Source organism: Vibrio sp. 2134-1 (genome assembly GCF_033339495.1).
This window is the reverse complement of record NZ_JAWOUS010000016.1, coordinates 41,846-58,286: the sequence shown is the minus strand read 5'-3', so window position 1 is coordinate 58,286 and position 16,441 is coordinate 41,846. Positions and strand designations below refer to the sequence as shown.

The following is a 16,441-nucleotide window of genomic DNA, read 5'->3' as shown; positions in this document are numbered from 1 at the left end:
TGAGTGGATAACTGCCCTCAATTGTGATCTCTATATTGCAAAATGCGGTATCAGTCCCCATAGTTGAAGAGCAACGAGTAAATCCCATGAATGCAATAACGAAAACGCATCAAGCGCATCAAGCAATAAATCGAGTGAGTATAGATATGGCGGAAGTACGTGCCAGAGTAGATTTTAAAGTCGGGGCAAAAAGTAACATTGATGCCGAAATTCTGTCTTTCCATGGTCTGAAGACAGACAAAGAGCATGTTGCTATTATCTTTAAACAAGCGGACCAAACTCAGGACATGCCTTTAGTTCGTATGCACTCTGAGTGTTTGACAGGCGATGTGTTTCACTCTTCACGCTGTGACTGTGGTGAGCAACTAGAAGAGACGATCAATCGCATGGGCGAGTCCGGTGGTATCATCTTGTATCTCCGTCAGGAAGGTCGTGGTATTGGTTTGTACAATAAGATCGATGCATACCGCTTACAAAGCCAGGGCATGAACACGTACGAAGCTAACAACCATTTGGGCTTTGATGATGACCTGCGTGATTTCACAGAAGCAGCACAAATGCTAGAAGCTTTAGGCGTGAATAAGATCCGCCTCGTGACGAACAACCCTAAGAAAATTCGTGAGTTATCTGAGTACGGAATTGAAATTGGCGAGGTTGTCAATACCTCTGCACATATCAAAGATGGCAACGAAAATTATCTGAAGGCAAAAGTCTCTCACGGAAAACATGACCTAAAGGTTTAATCCTAAAGATAAAACTGACAATAAAGTCTGTGAAAAACCTCATTTTTATGAGGTTTTTTTGTATCTGGAGTTGCAAATAAATTGTAAATTTGTATTATCTCGAGACTAAAGTGCAAATAAGAATAATTAGCACTACCAATACGATAATTGAAAAGCTCAACAAGGATGCTTCAGATGAATGCAAAAAAAGTTTTAGTCCAATCTATTGCTGCATCACTCCTCATTGCCAGTGGTTCTACCGTTGCTGCCACAGTAACTAAACAACAAGTAGTCGAACATTACGCGGACGTTGCCCATGCTGTATTTGCTGATTCAGTAACAACAGCGAAAGCGCTTGATGTGAAAATCGACGAATTTCTACAATCACCATCAGCGAAAAAGCTTGAAGAAGTAAAACAAGCTTGGCTAGATTCTCGCGTGCCTTACCAACAGTCTGAAGTTTTCCGTTTTGGTAACGCGATTGTTGATGATTGGGAAGGTCAGCTGAACGCATGGCCACTTGATGAAGGTTTGATTGACTACGTAGCGGCTGATTACCAATACGAATTGGGTAACGAGGGCGCTGCTGCCAACATCATCGCGAACACAAGTCTGCAGATTGGTGCTTCTAAACTGGACGTTTCAAAAATCACTCCAGAATTGCTAGCGGATCTAAACGAAGTAGGCGGTTCTGAGGCAAACGTCGCGTCAGGTTACCACGCGATTGAATTCTTGCTTTGGGGTCAAGACCTAAACGGTACTAACGCGGGTGCAGGTCAACGTGCTTACACTGATTTCGTCGTTGGCTCTGAGTGTACGAATGGTCATTGTGATCGTCGTGGTGAGTACCTAAAAGCGGCCGCTGATCTACTGGTTCAAGACCTAGAGTGGATGGAAAAGCAGTGGTCTGCAGAAGTGAAAGGCAACTACCGTGAAGAGCTATTGAACGAATCTGCTGACAATGGTCTTCGTAAGATGCTATTCGGCATGGGTTCTCTTTCTCTAGGTGAGCTAGCGGGTGAGCGCATGAAGGTGGCACTAGAGGCAAACTCGACTGAAGACGAACACGATTGTTTCTCAGACAACACGCACAACTCTCACTACTACAATGAGCAAGGCATCTACAACGTTTACACAGGTACATACAAAGGTGTAAACGGCAAAGAGCTATCTGGTCCAAGTATCGCTGACCTTGTTGCTCAAAAAGACAAGAAAGCAGCGACCGAAATTCAAAAGCAGTTTGATACAACACGTAGCCAAGTTGGTGAGCTAGTGACTTCTGCAGAGAAGAACAACCAGCACTTTGACCAACTTATTGCAGCGGGTAACGCACAAGGCAACGCGCTAGTAAACGACACCATCATGTCGTTGGTAGCACAAACCGGAGCGATTGAGCGCGCGGCAAGCATTGTCGGCATCGACAGCCTAAGCCCTGATACTGCTGACCACGAGTTTTAATAAGAAAACCATAATAAATAAGGGCTCTTTGTGAGCCCTTTTGACGTTTGAGCTCGTTGTTATCACCCTTGTTGTCTATGTAGAGCAATGATATGAAGCCATACCTAATTTCTGCGCTAGCCGCGATCCTTTCTTCTTCTGCCATGGCTTATGATGTTAAGTCTGGTGGCAAAACCAGTGTTAAAAAAGACGGCGCGAATGCCTATTCTCTTCCTGCTGCTAACTTGCCAATGAGCAAACGCCTCGATTTTAGCGTCGGTAACAGCTTTTTCCGCAACCCTTGGGTACAAGCGCCAGCGTCAACAGACGCTCGTGATGGCTTAGGCCCGCTTTTTAACACCAATGGTTGTCAGAATTGTCACATCAAAGACGGTCGTGGTCATCCGCCAGAGAAAGATGATTTACATGCCGTGTCTATGTTAGTGCGCTTAAGCATTCCTGCGATGACGCCAGAACAAAAGAAAGCTTACATCAAAGATGGCGGCATACCTGAGCCGACTTATGGTGGCCAGCTTCAAGATTTCGCCCTGCAAGATCAAACGCCAGAAGGCAAAATCGAAATCACTTACACCGATGTCCCAGTGAAATTTAAAGACGGTACGACGGTGACGCTAAGAAAACCTCATTTGAACATTACCGATCTGGGTTACGGCGATATGCACCCTGATACCGAGTTCTCAGCACGCGTGGCACCGCCAATGATCGGCCTTGGTTTGTTAGAGAGTATTCCCGACGAAACGCTACTTGCTTGGGCTGATGAACAAGATGCCGACAAAGACGGTATCTCAGGCAAAGTCAATAAGGTGTGGGATATTGAGAAGGACGACTTCTCGATTGGTCGCTTTGGCTGGAAAGCAGGACAACCGACGCTAATGCAGCAAAATGCAGCAGCATTTAATGGTGATGTGGGTCTTACGAGCCATTTATTCCCAAATGAAAACTGTACCTCGAAACAAAGCATTTGTGACGACATGCCAAATGGCGGCAAACCTGAAGTGAGTGAAAATATTCTCGACTTCGTAGAGTTTTACAGCCAGCACTTAGCCGTACCTATTCGCCGTAACGTCAATGATCCTAACGTGAAACTTGGTCAGCAAATCTTTGCTGCGTCTGGCTGTGAAAGCTGCCACAAGACCAGTGTTAAAACGGCGAAACGACCAGAGTTACCAGCGCTTTCTGAGCAGCTTATCCACCCATACACAGACATGCTTTTGCATGACATGGGTAAAGGCTTAGCCGATAACCGTCCGGAATACTTAGCAAACGGCCGTGAATGGCGAACGGCACCGCTATGGGGCATTGGTTATACTGAAGAAGTAAACGGACACACTTACTTTCTACATGATGGCCGCGCTCGTAACCTGATGGAAGCAGTGTTGTGGCACGGCGGCGAAGCGGAGACAGCGAAACAAAACGTCTTAGCACTGAACAAAAAAGAACGTGACGCATTGATTGCGTTTCTGAACTCTCTATAAGGAAGCAACCATGAAAAAAACACTGTTAGTGAGTGCGATTGCCGCAACGTTAAGTTTGGTTGGTTGCCAATCGACCGTCGGTTCGAGCTCAGCCAAGCCTGAGAGTACAAGTCATATTTCTCAAAGCGTGTACGAGGTTGAGTTTCAATCAGCTCAGACGTTTTTAGCGCAAACCACAGAACTTGAACAGCGCTTCGCGGATTACTGCGCATCAGAGTCGAAAGATGATGCACCAGTAAAACAGCAATGGCATCAAACTATGCTTGCGTGGATGGCATTACAAGGTCAAGAACGTGGCCCTGCTACGGCGTTGGAGCAAAGCTGGAATGTTCAGTTTTGGCCAGATAAAAAGAACACCACTGGTCGTAAAATGTCTGTACTGACGAAATCTGATCAAGCTTGGAGTGCAGAAGATATCTCCACCCAAAGTGTCACCGTGCAAGGTTTAGGTGCATTGGAATGGCTGCTTTACGATAAAGCGTCGACCTTATCTAGCAACAGCAATACCTGTGCGACAGGCGTTTCGATTGCAGAAAACCTCGATAACAAAGCGCAGATCATTGCGGATTCTTGGGCAGAGAACCCTTGGAAATCGCTAGAGGTGACAGAATGGGAATCTGAGTACATTTCACTGCTTTCGAATCAGCTTGAATATAGCATGAAAAAGTTGAGCCGACCGCTAGCGAAGATTGGTAAGCCTCGCCCGTATTTCTCAGAATCGTGGCGTTCAGAGACCTCGCTTTCAAACCTAAAAGCCAACCTTCAAGGGATGGAAGCGTTGTACTTTGCTAACGGAAATGGTCTAGATGCGCTACTTAGAGAGCAAGGCCATGCAGATCTCGCAGACCGTGTTGTTCATCAATTTGAAATGGCGTTAGAAACTTGGCCAGAAGATAAGAGCTTGTTTGCTGCACTACAAACAAAAGAAGGCTATCGCATGGTGCTCGCTCAGTACAATAAGCTAGAGCAATTGAAGTACCTGATTCACGAAGAAGTGGCGATCGAGCTTGGCGTGGTTATAGGATTTAATGCAACCGATGGTGACTGATCAAACCCGCCGAAACTTACTGAAAGCCGCTCTATTCGGGGCGGCTACACCTATGATGCCATTTGGTTGTGCTTCAACAAGCTCACGTGAGCCTGCGTTGATCGGCTGCTCTATCATTGGCCGAGATAAATACGCCGCGGTGGTGGCAGATGAGCATGGTATACCGCTATCTTCATTGCCGATTCCTGAGCGTGGTCACGGTGTGGCAACCAACCAACAAGGCCACGCCGTAGTCTTTGGTCGTCGGCCAGGTACTTTCTTCATGGTGTTTGATTATCGTTCAGAGCAGATGATCAAACTGCAGCTAGCAAAACCAAACCGCCATTTCTATGGGCATGGAGTTTACTCCCATGATGGCACATTGCTATTTGCCACAGAAGGGGAGAGGGGGACAAGTCGCGGGATCATTGGTGTTTATGATGTGCAGAAGCAATATCAAAAAATCGATGAGTTAACAGGTTTTGGCCTTGGCCCGCATGAAGTGATCATGATGCCTGACGGCGCACTAGCGATTGGCGTCGGTGGCGTACACACCAACGGCCGTGAACCACTGAACCTTGAAACGATGAAACCGAGCTTAAGTTATCTTTCACAAGATGGTGCGTTGCTGGATCAGGTTTCTTTACCGGATCACAAGTTGAGTATTCGCCACTTAGCCCATGATGGTGCGGAAACCGTGCTTTGTGGGCAGCAATATCGTGGTGAGCCGGATGAGTATCCAGCCTTGATCGCCATGCACACACGTGGTGGTGAAATGCAAGATCTTCAAGCTGAACCTGAAGAGTGGGCGCGTTTCAATCACTACGTTGCGAGTATTGCAGCAACCGATGAATGGATCTTAGCCACTTCGCCTCCGGGCAGTTGTTATGGTATATGGTCTAAATCTACTGGCAAATTGGTAGAGCTAAGTGCGTTACCAGACGCCTCTGGTGTTGTGGTCTATGGCGATGAGTTCCGAGTCAGCTCTGGGGCGGGAAAAGTGGTAGAGCAAAGACCAGAGGAGTCAAAAAGTACCTTCGCAAGCGGAGTGCAATGGGACAACCATTGGTCGAGAATTATCTAGAAAGATCATTGAGTAATTACTTATAGAGAGTTTTGTTGTCGTTTTCGGCATCAGATTCTTAATTTTAAACCTGCAAGCTGTGAGATATTTGCCATACTTTTTATTATGGCAAGTAGCGCAAGGATCATTTCAGTGTTTGCTAGGGTTTTAATCATGACGGCACTTCTGGTGCCGTTTTGCAGCTTTTCCACCGTCGTTTCTCTCGAAGCTTCAGCGCAAGTCGAGCAAGAGGGAGCGGTACAAAAGCTGTCTGTAGAAAAAATGATCCATTATCCAGAGGTGATTGATCAACTGTATCAAAGCACCAATTACCGTTTGAACTGGGAAAATGAAAGTGATATTGAGCAGTTTCTTTTTCAAGTAAACCTGGTTGCTCTTGCGGATGTCACCGACGAATTCGAAAATCAACTTCACCGGATAAACCAAGTAAGGTGGCAGGGAGATAATCTCGACTTCGATTTAGTGATGACAGACTCACTCTTGATGTACCTTAGTTATCTTGAGCAACTCCCCGAAGAAGGGATTAATTGGCTATTTACAGACAAAGCCCATGTTACGTTACCCACTCCTAGCATCGATACTTTATCGATTTTGAGTAATGAGATTACGGTTGGCAAACTTGGTCAGTTTTTGGCAAGTCTCCGGTCTCCATTACAAACAGATGATGCTTTCTACTCCGCCTATTCTTCGCTATCGGAACATTCTCAGTACCAATATCCTGCCTATCAACAAACTGGGCTAGCACGTGTTGGCGATATATTAGAAAACAGACCCCTATTGATTGAGCGAATGGAGATCGTAGGCGTAGATGTTTCTTACTTGGATTTAGTCACTGAAGAATATGACGAACAATTAGAGCTTGCGATAAAAGAGTTCCAGCGTATTCATGGTTTGAAAGAAGATGGCGTTATCGGCCCGAATACCATTCGATGGATCAACTTTTCTCCTCAAGAGCGATTGCATCTGTTGGCGTTGAATTCTGAGCGTTCAAGAATTTGGTCGAAAGAAAGGGATAATGTTGTCTTTGTTAACGTGCCTGGATACGAAGTCACGTATTGGCATGACGGTCAACCCTTGTTTGAGTCTAAAGTCGTGGTAGGGAGAGCATCAAGAAAAACGCCCATCATGTCGGTAGCACTGGATTCAGTTATTCTCAACCCAACTTGGAACGTGCCTTGGACTATCATGGTTAAAGACATTATTCCTAAAGTAAAACGTAATCCGATGTATTTGATTAACCATAACATTCAAATCATTCGGTCTTGGACTTCGAACGAAATTATTGACCCTACAACCATCAATTGGGCAACGGTGAATCCGAGAACATTTCCTTATCGTATGCGACAGGCGTCGGGCTTACAAAATGCACTGGGATTGTACAAGTTCAATATGCCTAACCCACAAGCTATTTATTTGCATGACACGCCAAGTAAGAACTTGTTTGAACAGGACAGACGCGCATTCAGCTCAGGATGTGTTCGTGTAGAACATGCAGACCAGTTAGCAGAACTTCTGTTCAAAACTCAGGGGTTGGAAGAACGTTTAGCGAAAAAGCGAGAAAGTTCTCGTCGGTCTAACACGTCAGTTCCTTTGGGAGAGCGCATTCAAGTACACATCATTTATCAAACAGCATGGTTGGAAGAGGGAACGCTTTACTACCGTGATGATATCTATAAGTACGATCACCGCAGTTGAAATTTTTAAGGAAAATTTACAAAACGAAGAATTCTCTTTTCGTTCAATAATTAAGCAATAATTACTGCATCTGAAAATCAAGATGGAGCGTTTTATGCATTTGACGTGACAAATGTGTTTGGTTAATGTCCACGACTTGTCTAGTTGTTGAGCACTGTATTTTGAAATGGTAAGTCGTAACTTTTCTCGCCGAGATTTCCTTAAAATGACCGCTGGTGGTGTGGTGTTGGCGTCTGCCCTGCCATCATTTTCTTGGGCTTCACTCCCTGACGAGCCACGTGCGCTGGCGATGAACAATCTTAATACTGGAGAGATCCTCGAAACATGCTATTTCGATGGAAAACGATACATTAATGATGAACTTCAAAGGCTGAATGAGTTTTGTCGAGACCATCGACGAAATGAGGTTCATCCCATGGATAGACGCTTGTTCGATCAAATAAGTCAAATTCAAAAGTTAATTGGTACAGAAGCAGAGGTGATCGTCATTTCAGGTTACCGTTCTCCTGCCACTAACGCCTCGCTGCGCAACGGGTCTTCTCGTGTAGCGAAAAAGAGCATGCACATGGAAGGGAAGGCCATTGATTTTCGTTTAGACGGCGTGAAGCTTTCAACGGTTCGTGATGCTGCATTAAGCCTAAAAGCCGGTGGCGTGGGTTATTATCCAGGTAGTAACTTTGTTCATATCGATACGGGAGCTGTTCGTTCCTGGTAGTGCTAGTTGAGACAAGGTTTCTAGTCTCAGAACGTCGTCGATTACCCACAGTTCAAAGCTTGAAGTCGCTAGGCCTTAGTGTCATAGTTGCGGCAGTTTTCACGCAAATTTATTCGGTATAGGTTATCTATGGCTCTGAAATACCAAGTTGTTCCAGTAACATCTTTCTCTCAAAACTGTTCTATTGTCTGGTGTGACGAAACCATGAAAGGTATTGTGGTTGACCCAGGCGGCGATGAAAAGCAGCTCGCTATGCTTATCAAAGAGCTAGGTGTTGACGTGGTAAACCTAGTGCTAACACACGGTCACTTGGACCACGTAGGTGGCACGGAGCCGCTGTCTGCACTGCTTGGCGGTACAGAGATTGTTGGCCCTCACAAGGCAGATAACTTCTGGTTGCAAGGTTTGGAAGGTCAGAGCCAAATGTTTGGTTTCCCGCTGACAGAAGCGTTTGAACCGCACCAATGGCTAAATGAGGGTGACACTGTCACTTTCGGTAATCAAGTGCTGAATGTATTCCACACACCTGGTCATACACCTGGTCACGTTGTGCTTTACAGTGAAGAAGCGCGTTTAGCGTTTGTGGGTGACGTTTTGTTTAACGGTAGCATTGGTCGAACTGACTTCCCACAAGGTGATTTCAATACGTTGATTAGTTCTATCAAAGAGAAATTGTGGCCTTTAGGCAGTGATGTCACGTTTGTCCCTGGTCACGGCCCTCAATCGACTTTCGGTCATGAGCGTAAAACTAACCCGTTCGTTGCTGACGAGATGCCGCTTTACTAAAAGTGCGTGTACTAAGCATTATTCTGGCTCGGCGGCAGCTAAGTATCGCCGAGTCAGTCCCACAAAATCCTCAGCCTCACGATCTAGATCACTTGCTGATATAAATAGATCGTAGCCATAAAAGCCTCTCTGATACTTCATCCGGTTGGCGAGCATCGCTAACAAACCTTTGTACTCAATCCCATCTCTGTTTATATACGGTTTAGGGTCAAGCACCATATCCTCAAACTTATCTTCACACTGATTTTGTTTCGCGCCTAAGTAAAGCAGTGCTCGCTGACTGAGGAGAATTTCAGTCGCTATACGAGGGCAGATTGAATTTAAGTAGGGTGAGTAGTGTTTTAGACGAATACCGATCCAAGGTAGCGGTTGGTGCCACCCTTCCTGTTGGTAGCTACAAATACCGATTGACTCAATATTTCGCCACCTGACGACCCAACCTCCTTTAAAAAGGTGTTGCTGAAAGTGAGAAGCTGTCAGCGTAAAAGTGACTTGGCTTTTCTTAATCATCAAGATGGCGAAACCAACGATTGCAGACATCAAAATGACCGACAACATGGCTTGCTTCCATCCCGGAGAAATGGCAACCAAAAACAAAGTGATGAGTGCAACGAGCAACAAAAGTATTCTGTTGATAGGGGAGTCGGGTTTGAAATGTGAATTTGTTAGGTGCAGCGTTTCCATGCTTATAACCTCATCGAATACTTGTCCAAAAATAAGTGGGTAGCTTTATGTGCATTGATTTGCATTCAAAATAAAACAAACCTCTGTTTTTATACCCAGTATTCAATAAATCCGTTCATAAAATATCTGATTAAATAGTAGACGTTCTATGCTTTGAGCGCATTTTTCATCGCGTTTCGCCGCTAAAACCTACAAATTGCTTGTGAATTTTGGTATAAAACGCGCTTCAAATTTTCATCCCTGCTGAGATGCAGTGAACTGGAGAAATATTCAATGAGACTTGCTCATAAGCGTAAAGTGCAGATGAAACTGCAAAAACGCATTAAAGCGACAGTAGCAAACTTAGCTGCAGCACCTAAAGCAGTGAAGCCTGTTGCGGAAAAAGCAGTAGCACCTTCTGTTGCTGAAAAAGCTGTTGCGGAGAAAGTAGTAGCTGATAAAAAAGTAGCTGCAGTGAAAACAGTTGATGTTGCCCTTACTCCTAAGCAACAACAAGTATTAGACATCGTTATGGCGAATGCTGAAGGTATTAACCCTAAAGGCATCGGTCTAGCTGCAGGTCAAGAAGATACTAAAGCGGCATCATGGGCTACTGGCGCACTAAAGAAGCTTCTTGAAGAAAACCTAGTTCAAAAAGAGCAGTTAGCAGGTAACAAAGTTATCTACAAAGCAGTTTAATTACCGCTACCGTTCTAGATTGAATACCTCGGCCGATGCCGAGGTATTTTTTTATCTTGGTATTGGAAATAATGCATTAAGTACTGACTTTAACACTACCAATAAGTGGTTTGTCACATTTTCTTAAATACTATGTAAATTTTTTGGCAGAAAAATACGTACGTATTGTCTTTTATTTTTATTCATAGATAAAAATATAATTTATTGATTTTGCTATTAACAGTCTTTTGTCATGACGATTATCCTACGTACTTGTACGTAATACCTTAGGCTAATGCCTTATTGATGAATTACTCGCTTCCGTGTTCATGCCCATTTCGCATTAGACAACATTGTTACATCTTTTATACCGAATACAGCCAATCCTAATGAAATGGATGACAACAATAACCTTGGTGATAAAGGACGTGAACGATGAGTCTAATCCAAAAATCTTTAAAACGAGTGCTCAAAACAACCGCTGTCGCTGCCGCGATGGCACTCGCAGCGACTTCTGTAAACGCTGCTGAAAAAGTCTATCGTTTAAAGCTTGCTGAAACTTGGGGGCCTAATTTCCCAATTTTTGGTGATACCACAAAAAACATGGCCAAAATGGCGGAAGAGATGTCCAACGGACGTTTGCAAATCCGCATTGATTCCGCAAACAAGCATAAAGCGCCTTTTGGGGTGTTTGATATGGTTAAGTCGGGGCAGTATGACATGGGTCACTCAGCGTCTTATTACTGGAAGGGTAAGGTTCCAAACACACTTTACTTCACTTCTATGCCCTTCGGTATGCTGCCAACTGAGCAGTATGCATGGTTTTACTACGGCGGTGGTATGGAGCTGATGGAAAAAGTGTACTCTCCACATAACTTGATGTCTTTCCCTGGCGGTAATACCGATACTCAGATGGGCGGGTGGTTCCAAAAAGAGATCAAGTCCGTCGAGGACTTACAGGGTTTGAAAATGCGTATCCCAGGGTTTGCTGGTGAGATTTTGGCTGAGTTAGGTGCCAAGCCAACGAATATCGCCCCTGGTGAGCTATATACTTCTCTAGAGCGTCGCACAATTGATGCCTTGGAATGGGTTGGTCCATCGCTGGATCTACGTATGGGCTTCCACAAAATCGCGCCTTACTACTACACAGGTTGGCATGAGCCAGCGACTGAGCTTCAGTTCCTCGTTAACAAGCGTACCTGGAATCGTCTACCTGATGATCTAAAAGCGATTTTGCAAGTAGCCATGAAAACGGCCGCTTACGATATGTACACGCAATCGAAACACGAAAGCGGCAAAAACTGGGCATCTATTAAGTCTGAATACCCAAATGTTGAAGTAAAAGATTTCCCACCTGAAGTCGTAGCTGCGTTGCGAGAAGCAAACGATCGTTTGTTGAAAGAACATGCAGAAAAAGATGCTTTGGCGAAAGAGATTCAAGAGTCGCAAGCGAACTATATGAATCAAGTTCGACCATGGTCAGATATTTCGCACCGAGCGTACTTAAACAGTCAAGCTCAACAATAACGTTATGAAGCAGGCGATGCCAAGAGGTTTAGCCTGCTATCGAAGCCCAAGAAAACTTCATAATGAATGCTCCGCACCATAGCGGAGCGCATCTAAACGTTCCACGGAGTTCGGAATGAGAAGTCTTATTTATATTGAGCGATTATTTAACCGCTTTAGCGATTTTCTCGGATGGTTATCCAGCATCCTGTTTATTTTGTTGTTAGCAAACGTTGTGTACGACGTTGTCATGCGTTACGTGTTTAATGATGTGTCTATCGCATTCCAAGAAATGGAATGGCATCTATTCTCTGCCGTGTTCTTGCTTGGTGTGCCTTACGCAATTAAGTCCGGTGGCCATGTCCGAGTCGACATTTTTTATGAACGCTTATCTTACAAAGCACAATCCATCATCGACATCATAGGCACACTATTTTTCTTATTCCCTTTTTGCCTACTGGTAGCTTGGTTTGGTATTGATTTCGCCAAGGAGAGTTACGCGTTAGGCGAGACGTCTGGTGACCCAGGTGGCTTACCATATCGTTGGATTATCAAAGCGATGATTCCGCTGTCATTTTTCTTTATGGCGGTGAGTGGTATTGGATTGTTACTTCATTCAATCAACAAAATTGTCAACCCTCATCTCATCTATGCCGGTAATAACGGTAAGTCGTAAAAGGAAGTCATTATGATCGGTATAGTGATGTTTTTTGTTGCGCTCTTTGCGCTTCTATTGGGATTTCCCGTTGCCTTTACTTTTGGTGGTATCGCGCTGATTTTTGGTGTTTGGGCTGAAGGCATCGAGATGTTTGCTTTTATGCCATATCGAATTCAGTCCATTATGGAAAATACGGTGCTAATGGCCGTACCGCTGTTCGTTTTTATGGGGCTAGTGCTACAGAAAACGAAGCTTGCTGAACAGCTACTAGAATCAATGGGGCGTTTGTTCGGTGGCGTTCGCGGTGGTATCGCTATTTCTACCGTGTTAGTTGGCGCATTGCTTGCAGCTTCAACGGGTGTGGTAGGCGCATCAGTTGTTGCGATGGGCTTAATATCTCTTCCTGTGATGCTCAAGTACAATTACGACAAAGGTTTAGCGTGTGGGACTATTTGTGCGTCTGGCACGTTGGGCCAAATTATCCCACCGTCTATCGTGTTGATCTTGTTGGGTGATGTACTTGGCGTACCGGTAGGGGACCTATTTCAAGCTGCGATCTGGCCCGGTATTACACTTGTTGGCGCCTATGTGATCTACATTCTCATCTACGCGAAGTTGAACCCTCAAGCCGCACAGGCGATAGAGCGCGATGAGTCGATCAGTCGTAAACAAGAAGTGCTCACCGCACTGAAAGCTGTATTGCCACCTTTAGCATTGATCATCGTGGTATTGGGCTCCATCTTTGCAGGGATTGCAACACCAACAGAGTCAGCGGCACTGGGTGGTGCAGGTGCGATTATTTTATCGCTATTGTATAAGCAGTTTAGTTGGTCGATGATTTATGATGCATCAAAAGAGACAGTTAAAGTAACCGCAATGGTCTTTGCGATCTTACTTGGTGCGACCGCCTTCTCAATGGCATTTACCTACACTGGTGGTGATTATTTAGTTGAAGAGTGGATGTTAGAACTGCCGGGTGAAAAGTGGGGATTCCTTATTATTACCATGGTGGTGATTCTGATTTTAGGTTTCTTTATCGACTTCGTTGAAATCTGTTTTATCATCGTGCCAATTATTGCGCCAGTCGCTGAATTGATGGGCATTAATATGACGTGGTTTGCGATTCTTATTGCGATGAACTTGCAGACGTCGTTCCTCACACCGCCATTTGGCTTTAGTTTGTTCTATCTAAAAGGTGTCGCGCCAGCAGGGGTTACTACGCGAGATATCTACAAAGGTGTGATGCCATTCATCGCGATTCAGATTGTTGTGTTGGCGTCTTTGCTGTTTTTCCCAGGTTTTTACGGTATGAGTTAATCACTCGATAAGAAAGAGATTTTGTGAACTGAGAGTTTTTACCTTTTGAGACAAGTTGTTAAGCTGTTAATTATGTCTATGCAGACACAATCGATTCGTTTGTACTGCTAAGATAGTAAGCTGTAAAGGCAGCGTTTCATGGAGGGAAGGGATGCCTCTCAAAGCAAAGTTAATTCTGCTGACACTGATACCCGTGGTATTGGTGTCAGCGAGTATCAGCTGGATCTCTATCTATCAAACCAAGACCCTTGGCAAAAGGGAGGTGGAGATCTTTCATCAAAACCTGATCCAATCAAAAGAAGCGGCGCTGAAAGATACGGTCGACGTCGCTTTTGACTCCATTTCTTACATCTACAACGATCCGACTTTAGAAGAGAGTGTTGCCAAAACGCGTGTGAAAGCGATTTTAAATCGTTTGAGTTATGGGTCGGACGGCTATTTTTTTGCTTATGATAAATATGGTACCAACCTTGTACACCCAGTTCTTCCGGAGCTTGTCGGGGAAAACTTACTCTATCTTGAAGACGAAAATGGCGATCGCTTAATCGAAGCTTTATTGTATCAAGCGCAATCAGGTGGTGGATTTCATCAGTACCTGTGGCAAAAGCCATCTACGGGTGAAGTCGTCCCTAAGCTTAGTTACGCTGCATGGCTCGATAAGTGGGAGTGGATGATAGGGACTGGGCTGTATATTGAGGATGTCAGCCGAGAAGTCGCCAATATGCGCGCGGCAGTGAACAAAAATATCGAAACGACATTTTTCTCAGTCGTCGTGATCTTAGCGGTGACCGTTGCTGTAATCATTGTTCTCACTCTGGCGATCAATCTGCACGAGCATCGCCTCGCTGATAAGAACCTGAAAGAATTGGCACATAAAACCGTGATGTTCCAAGAAGATGAGAAAAAGCATTTAGCGCGAGAACTGCACGATGGAATCAATCAGTTGTTAGTCTCCAGTAAATGTCATTTAGACTTAATGAGTCATAGACTGGAAGACGAAAAACTCAAATCCCACTTAGATAAATCACAACGATCGCTCGTCACCGCGATAAATGAGGTGCGGCATATTTCTCATCAGCTCCGTCCAAGCGCCCTCGATGATATCGGTTTAGAAGCAGCACTGACGACCTTGCTACAGGATTTTCGTTCCCATTCCGGGATTGATATCGAGAGCAATTTCGATACTCAGCAGCACAAACTGACTTCGGAAGTCGCAACGACGCTATATCGCGTCGCTCAGGAGTCTTTGAATAACATTGAAAAACATGCGCGAGCGAAAAAAGTAACGGTTACTTTGCAAAAAATGGGCAATATGCTGCAATTACTCATACGTGACGATGGGGTTGGATTTGTGGTTAACCATGCAGTGCACCAACAAGGGATTGGGTTAAGGAACATGCAAGAGCGTGTAGAGTTCATCGGTGGTGAATTTGAGCTAATGAGTGAGCTTGGCTTGGGAACAGAGATTACTGTGCTGCTTAATTTGGATGAAATAGTTTATGGATAAACCGATTAGTGTAGTGATTGTCGATGATCATCAAGTGGTATTGGATGGCTTCATGGCTCGTTTGGAGTTAGAGCCTGACATCGAAGTGGTGGGTACAGCAAGTAATGGCTTGGAAGCGATAGAGGTCGCAAAGCACTTGCAACCGGACGTCATATTGATGGATATCAGCATGCCAATAATGAACGGTATTGAAGCGACTGGTGTAATTAAAGAAGCTCGCCCAGAGAGCAAAATACTTATGTTGACCATGCACGATAATCGCGAGTACATCATGAAGGTCATGCAAGCTGGTGCCGTAGGATATATGCTCAAGGAAATCTCGGCCGAGAAAATGGTGCAAGCAATAAAAACGGTTAACCAAGGCTCGACGTATTTCTGTGAATCCGTCACACAAACACTCTTTACCCAAGAAGTGGTGCCTGCCACGCAAAAAACGAATCCTCTCAGCCGCAGGGAAGAAGCGGTACTTAAATTAGTTGCTCAAGGAAACAGCAGCAAGAAAATCGCCACTTTACTCAATATTAGTTATCGAACGGTAGAGACGCATCGCCATAACATTAAGCACAAGTTGGACTTACATTCGACGGCGGAGTTAGCAAAATATGCGTTTGAAACTGGGTTGACTGAGTAGGAGAGTAGTGCCCGCAAAAAGCGAGCACGTGGGAGCGAAACTAATCGGCTTTGGTAATGCTACCAAGCTCTAGCATTGGAGCAACATCGATGTCCTCTGCATTCATCATCGTCGAGATGCGTTGAACGGAAGATAGTAGAAGGGATTGCTCCCATTCTTCCAATTTTTGGAATCGATTAATGAAGTGCTCTTGCAGCGGCGTTGGTGCTTGTTTTAAGGCTTCTTGGCCCTTGCTCGTAAGTACAGCATGCACTTTACGCTTGTCTTGAACACTGCGCTGACGCTCAACAAACTGGCCTCGTTCTAGTCTATCTAGAATGGTCGTTGCGGTCGCTTGGCTCATGTTAGTGTGGCTAGACAACTGTTTAATCGTCACGTTATCTAAGTCATTGATAGCGCGCATCAAAATCAACTGTGGAGCAGTCAATCCAGACTCTTTGCTCAGCTTTTTAGAATGTAAATCAATAGCGCGGATGATCTGACGAATCGAGACCAATACTTCTTCGTACTTTTCCAATT

At 44.8% G+C, this 16,441-nt stretch carries 16 protein-coding genes; 14 read left to right on the top strand and 2 right to left on the bottom strand.

Annotated elements, in window-relative coordinates; all coding sequences use genetic code 11:
- Nucleotides 1–146 precede the first annotated feature (146 nt).
- From R7R78_RS17270 to R7R78_RS17235, 8 genes are all read left to right on the top strand, one after another.
- Nucleotides 147–743 (top strand): GTP cyclohydrolase II, encoded by a 597-nt coding sequence (locus R7R78_RS17270; protein ID WP_025767283.1) that lies wholly within the window; start codon nt 147–149, stop codon nt 741–743.
- Between the two features lie 174 nt (nt 744–917).
- A complete protein-coding gene (locus tag R7R78_RS17265; protein ID WP_053304295.1) occupies nt 918–2,180 on the top strand; it encodes an imelysin family protein in 1,263 nt (420 codons plus the stop codon).
- Between the two features lie 92 nt (nt 2,181–2,272).
- A complete protein-coding gene (locus R7R78_RS17260; protein ID WP_005376848.1) occupies nt 2,273–3,655 on the top strand; it encodes a di-heme oxidoredictase family protein in 1,383 nt (460 codons plus the stop codon).
- 10 nt (nt 3,656–3,665) lie between these two features.
- Nucleotides 3,666–4,703 carry an imelysin family protein gene (locus R7R78_RS17255; RefSeq protein ID WP_225474045.1) on the top strand — a complete coding sequence of 346 codons (1,038 nt, stop codon included), beginning with the start codon at nt 3,666–3,668 and terminating at the stop codon, nt 4,701–4,703.
- A complete protein-coding gene (locus R7R78_RS17250; protein ID WP_225474044.1) occupies nt 4,684–5,766 on the top strand; it encodes a DUF1513 domain-containing protein in 1,083 nt (360 codons plus the stop codon). Before R7R78_RS17255 ends, R7R78_RS17250 begins: the two co-directional genes overlap by 20 nt.
- Before the next feature lie 153 nt (nt 5,767–5,919).
- The gene (locus R7R78_RS17245; protein ID WP_225474043.1) at nt 5,920–7,461 is read left to right on the top strand and encodes a murein L,D-transpeptidase; all 1,542 of its coding nucleotides are present in this window, start codon (nt 5,920–5,922) and stop codon (nt 7,459–7,461) included.
- A gap of 166 nt (nt 7,462–7,627) precedes the next feature.
- Nucleotides 7,628–8,176, top strand: coding sequence for a DUF882 domain-containing protein (locus R7R78_RS17240; RefSeq protein WP_031778936.1), 549 nt, complete (start codon nt 7,628–7,630; stop codon nt 8,174–8,176).
- Nucleotides 8,177–8,305: 129 nt separating this feature from the next.
- Entirely contained in the window at nt 8,306–8,962 is a 657-nt protein-coding gene (locus R7R78_RS17235) for an MBL fold metallo-hydrolase (RefSeq protein ID WP_115386146.1), read from the top strand.
- Nucleotides 8,963–8,980: 18 nt separating this feature from the next.
- Here R7R78_RS17235 and R7R78_RS17230 read toward each other — a convergent pair whose 3' ends face one another.
- A complete protein-coding gene (locus R7R78_RS17230) occupies nt 8,981–9,646 on the bottom strand; it encodes a DUF2982 domain-containing protein (protein ID WP_005376857.1) in 666 nt (221 codons plus the stop codon).
- 273 nt (nt 9,647–9,919) lie between these two features.
- Between R7R78_RS17230 and R7R78_RS17225 the strand changes: the two genes are divergently transcribed.
- The 6 genes from R7R78_RS17225 (at nt 9,920) to R7R78_RS17200 (ending at nt 15,922) form a co-directional block, all read left to right on the top strand.
- Nucleotides 9,920–10,324, top strand: a complete 405-nt coding sequence (locus R7R78_RS17225; RefSeq protein ID WP_005376863.1) for a hypothetical protein — start codon at nt 9,920–9,922, stop codon at nt 10,322–10,324.
- Nucleotides 10,325–10,738: 414 nt separating this feature from the next.
- A complete protein-coding gene (locus R7R78_RS17220) occupies nt 10,739–11,830 on the top strand; it encodes a TRAP transporter substrate-binding protein (protein WP_017636112.1) in 1,092 nt (363 codons plus the stop codon).
- A 115-nt stretch (nt 11,831–11,945) separates the two neighbouring features.
- A complete protein-coding gene (locus R7R78_RS17215; RefSeq protein WP_005376869.1) occupies nt 11,946–12,485 on the top strand; it encodes a TRAP transporter small permease subunit in 540 nt (179 codons plus the stop codon).
- 12 nt (nt 12,486–12,497) lie between these two features.
- Nucleotides 12,498–13,784: a TRAP transporter large permease gene (locus tag R7R78_RS17210; protein ID WP_005376871.1), complete on the top strand. Its 1,287-nt coding sequence runs from the start codon at nt 12,498–12,500 to the stop codon at nt 13,782–13,784.
- 151 nt (nt 13,785–13,935) lie between these two features.
- Complete coding sequence (locus R7R78_RS17205) at nt 13,936–15,291, top strand: cache domain-containing protein (RefSeq protein WP_225474042.1); 1,356 nt, start codon at nt 13,936–13,938, stop codon at nt 15,289–15,291.
- A complete protein-coding gene (locus R7R78_RS17200) occupies nt 15,284–15,922 on the top strand; it encodes a response regulator (RefSeq protein WP_005376875.1) in 639 nt (212 codons plus the stop codon). Before R7R78_RS17205 ends, R7R78_RS17200 begins: the two co-directional genes overlap by 8 nt.
- Before the next feature lie 40 nt (nt 15,923–15,962).
- Here the strand turns inward: R7R78_RS17200 and R7R78_RS17195 are convergent, their stop codons facing one another.
- Nucleotides 15,963–16,439, bottom strand: coding sequence for a MarR family winged helix-turn-helix transcriptional regulator (locus tag R7R78_RS17195; RefSeq protein WP_005376877.1), 477 nt, complete (start codon nt 16,437–16,439; stop codon nt 15,963–15,965).
- Nucleotides 16,440–16,441: the final 2 nt, after the last annotated feature.

Excerpts from the sequence above, each read along its gene's own strand:
- R7R78_RS17270 (WP_025767283.1), top strand. The coding sequence starts at position 147 with ATGGCGGAAGTACGTGCCAGAGTAGATTTTAAAGTCGGGGCAAAAAGT.
- R7R78_RS17265 (WP_053304295.1), top strand. The coding sequence starts at position 918 with ATGAATGCAAAAAAAGTTTTAGTCCAATCTATTGCTGCATCACTCCTC.
- R7R78_RS17260 (WP_005376848.1), top strand. The coding sequence starts at position 2,273 with ATGAAGCCATACCTAATTTCTGCGCTAGCCGCGATCCTTTCTTCTTCT.
- R7R78_RS17255 (WP_225474045.1), top strand. The coding sequence starts at position 3,666 with ATGAAAAAAACACTGTTAGTGAGTGCGATTGCCGCAACGTTAAGTTTG.
- R7R78_RS17250 (WP_225474044.1), top strand. The coding sequence starts at position 4,684 with ATGCAACCGATGGTGACTGATCAAACCCGCCGAAACTTACTGAAAGCC.
- R7R78_RS17245 (WP_225474043.1), top strand. The coding sequence starts at position 5,920 with ATGACGGCACTTCTGGTGCCGTTTTGCAGCTTTTCCACCGTCGTTTCT.
- R7R78_RS17240 (WP_031778936.1), top strand. The coding sequence starts at position 7,628 with ATGGTAAGTCGTAACTTTTCTCGCCGAGATTTCCTTAAAATGACCGCT.
- R7R78_RS17235 (WP_115386146.1), top strand. The coding sequence starts at position 8,306 with ATGGCTCTGAAATACCAAGTTGTTCCAGTAACATCTTTCTCTCAAAAC.
- R7R78_RS17230 (WP_005376857.1), bottom strand. The coding sequence starts at position 9,646 with ATGGAAACGCTGCACCTAACAAATTCACATTTCAAACCCGACTCCCCT.
- R7R78_RS17225 (WP_005376863.1), top strand. The coding sequence starts at position 9,920 with ATGAGACTTGCTCATAAGCGTAAAGTGCAGATGAAACTGCAAAAACGC.
- R7R78_RS17220 (WP_017636112.1), top strand. The coding sequence starts at position 10,739 with ATGAGTCTAATCCAAAAATCTTTAAAACGAGTGCTCAAAACAACCGCT.
- R7R78_RS17215 (WP_005376869.1), top strand. The coding sequence starts at position 11,946 with ATGAGAAGTCTTATTTATATTGAGCGATTATTTAACCGCTTTAGCGAT.
- R7R78_RS17210 (WP_005376871.1), top strand. The coding sequence starts at position 12,498 with ATGATCGGTATAGTGATGTTTTTTGTTGCGCTCTTTGCGCTTCTATTG.
- R7R78_RS17205 (WP_225474042.1), top strand. The coding sequence starts at position 13,936 with ATGCCTCTCAAAGCAAAGTTAATTCTGCTGACACTGATACCCGTGGTA.
- R7R78_RS17200 (WP_005376875.1), top strand. The coding sequence starts at position 15,284 with ATGGATAAACCGATTAGTGTAGTGATTGTCGATGATCATCAAGTGGTA.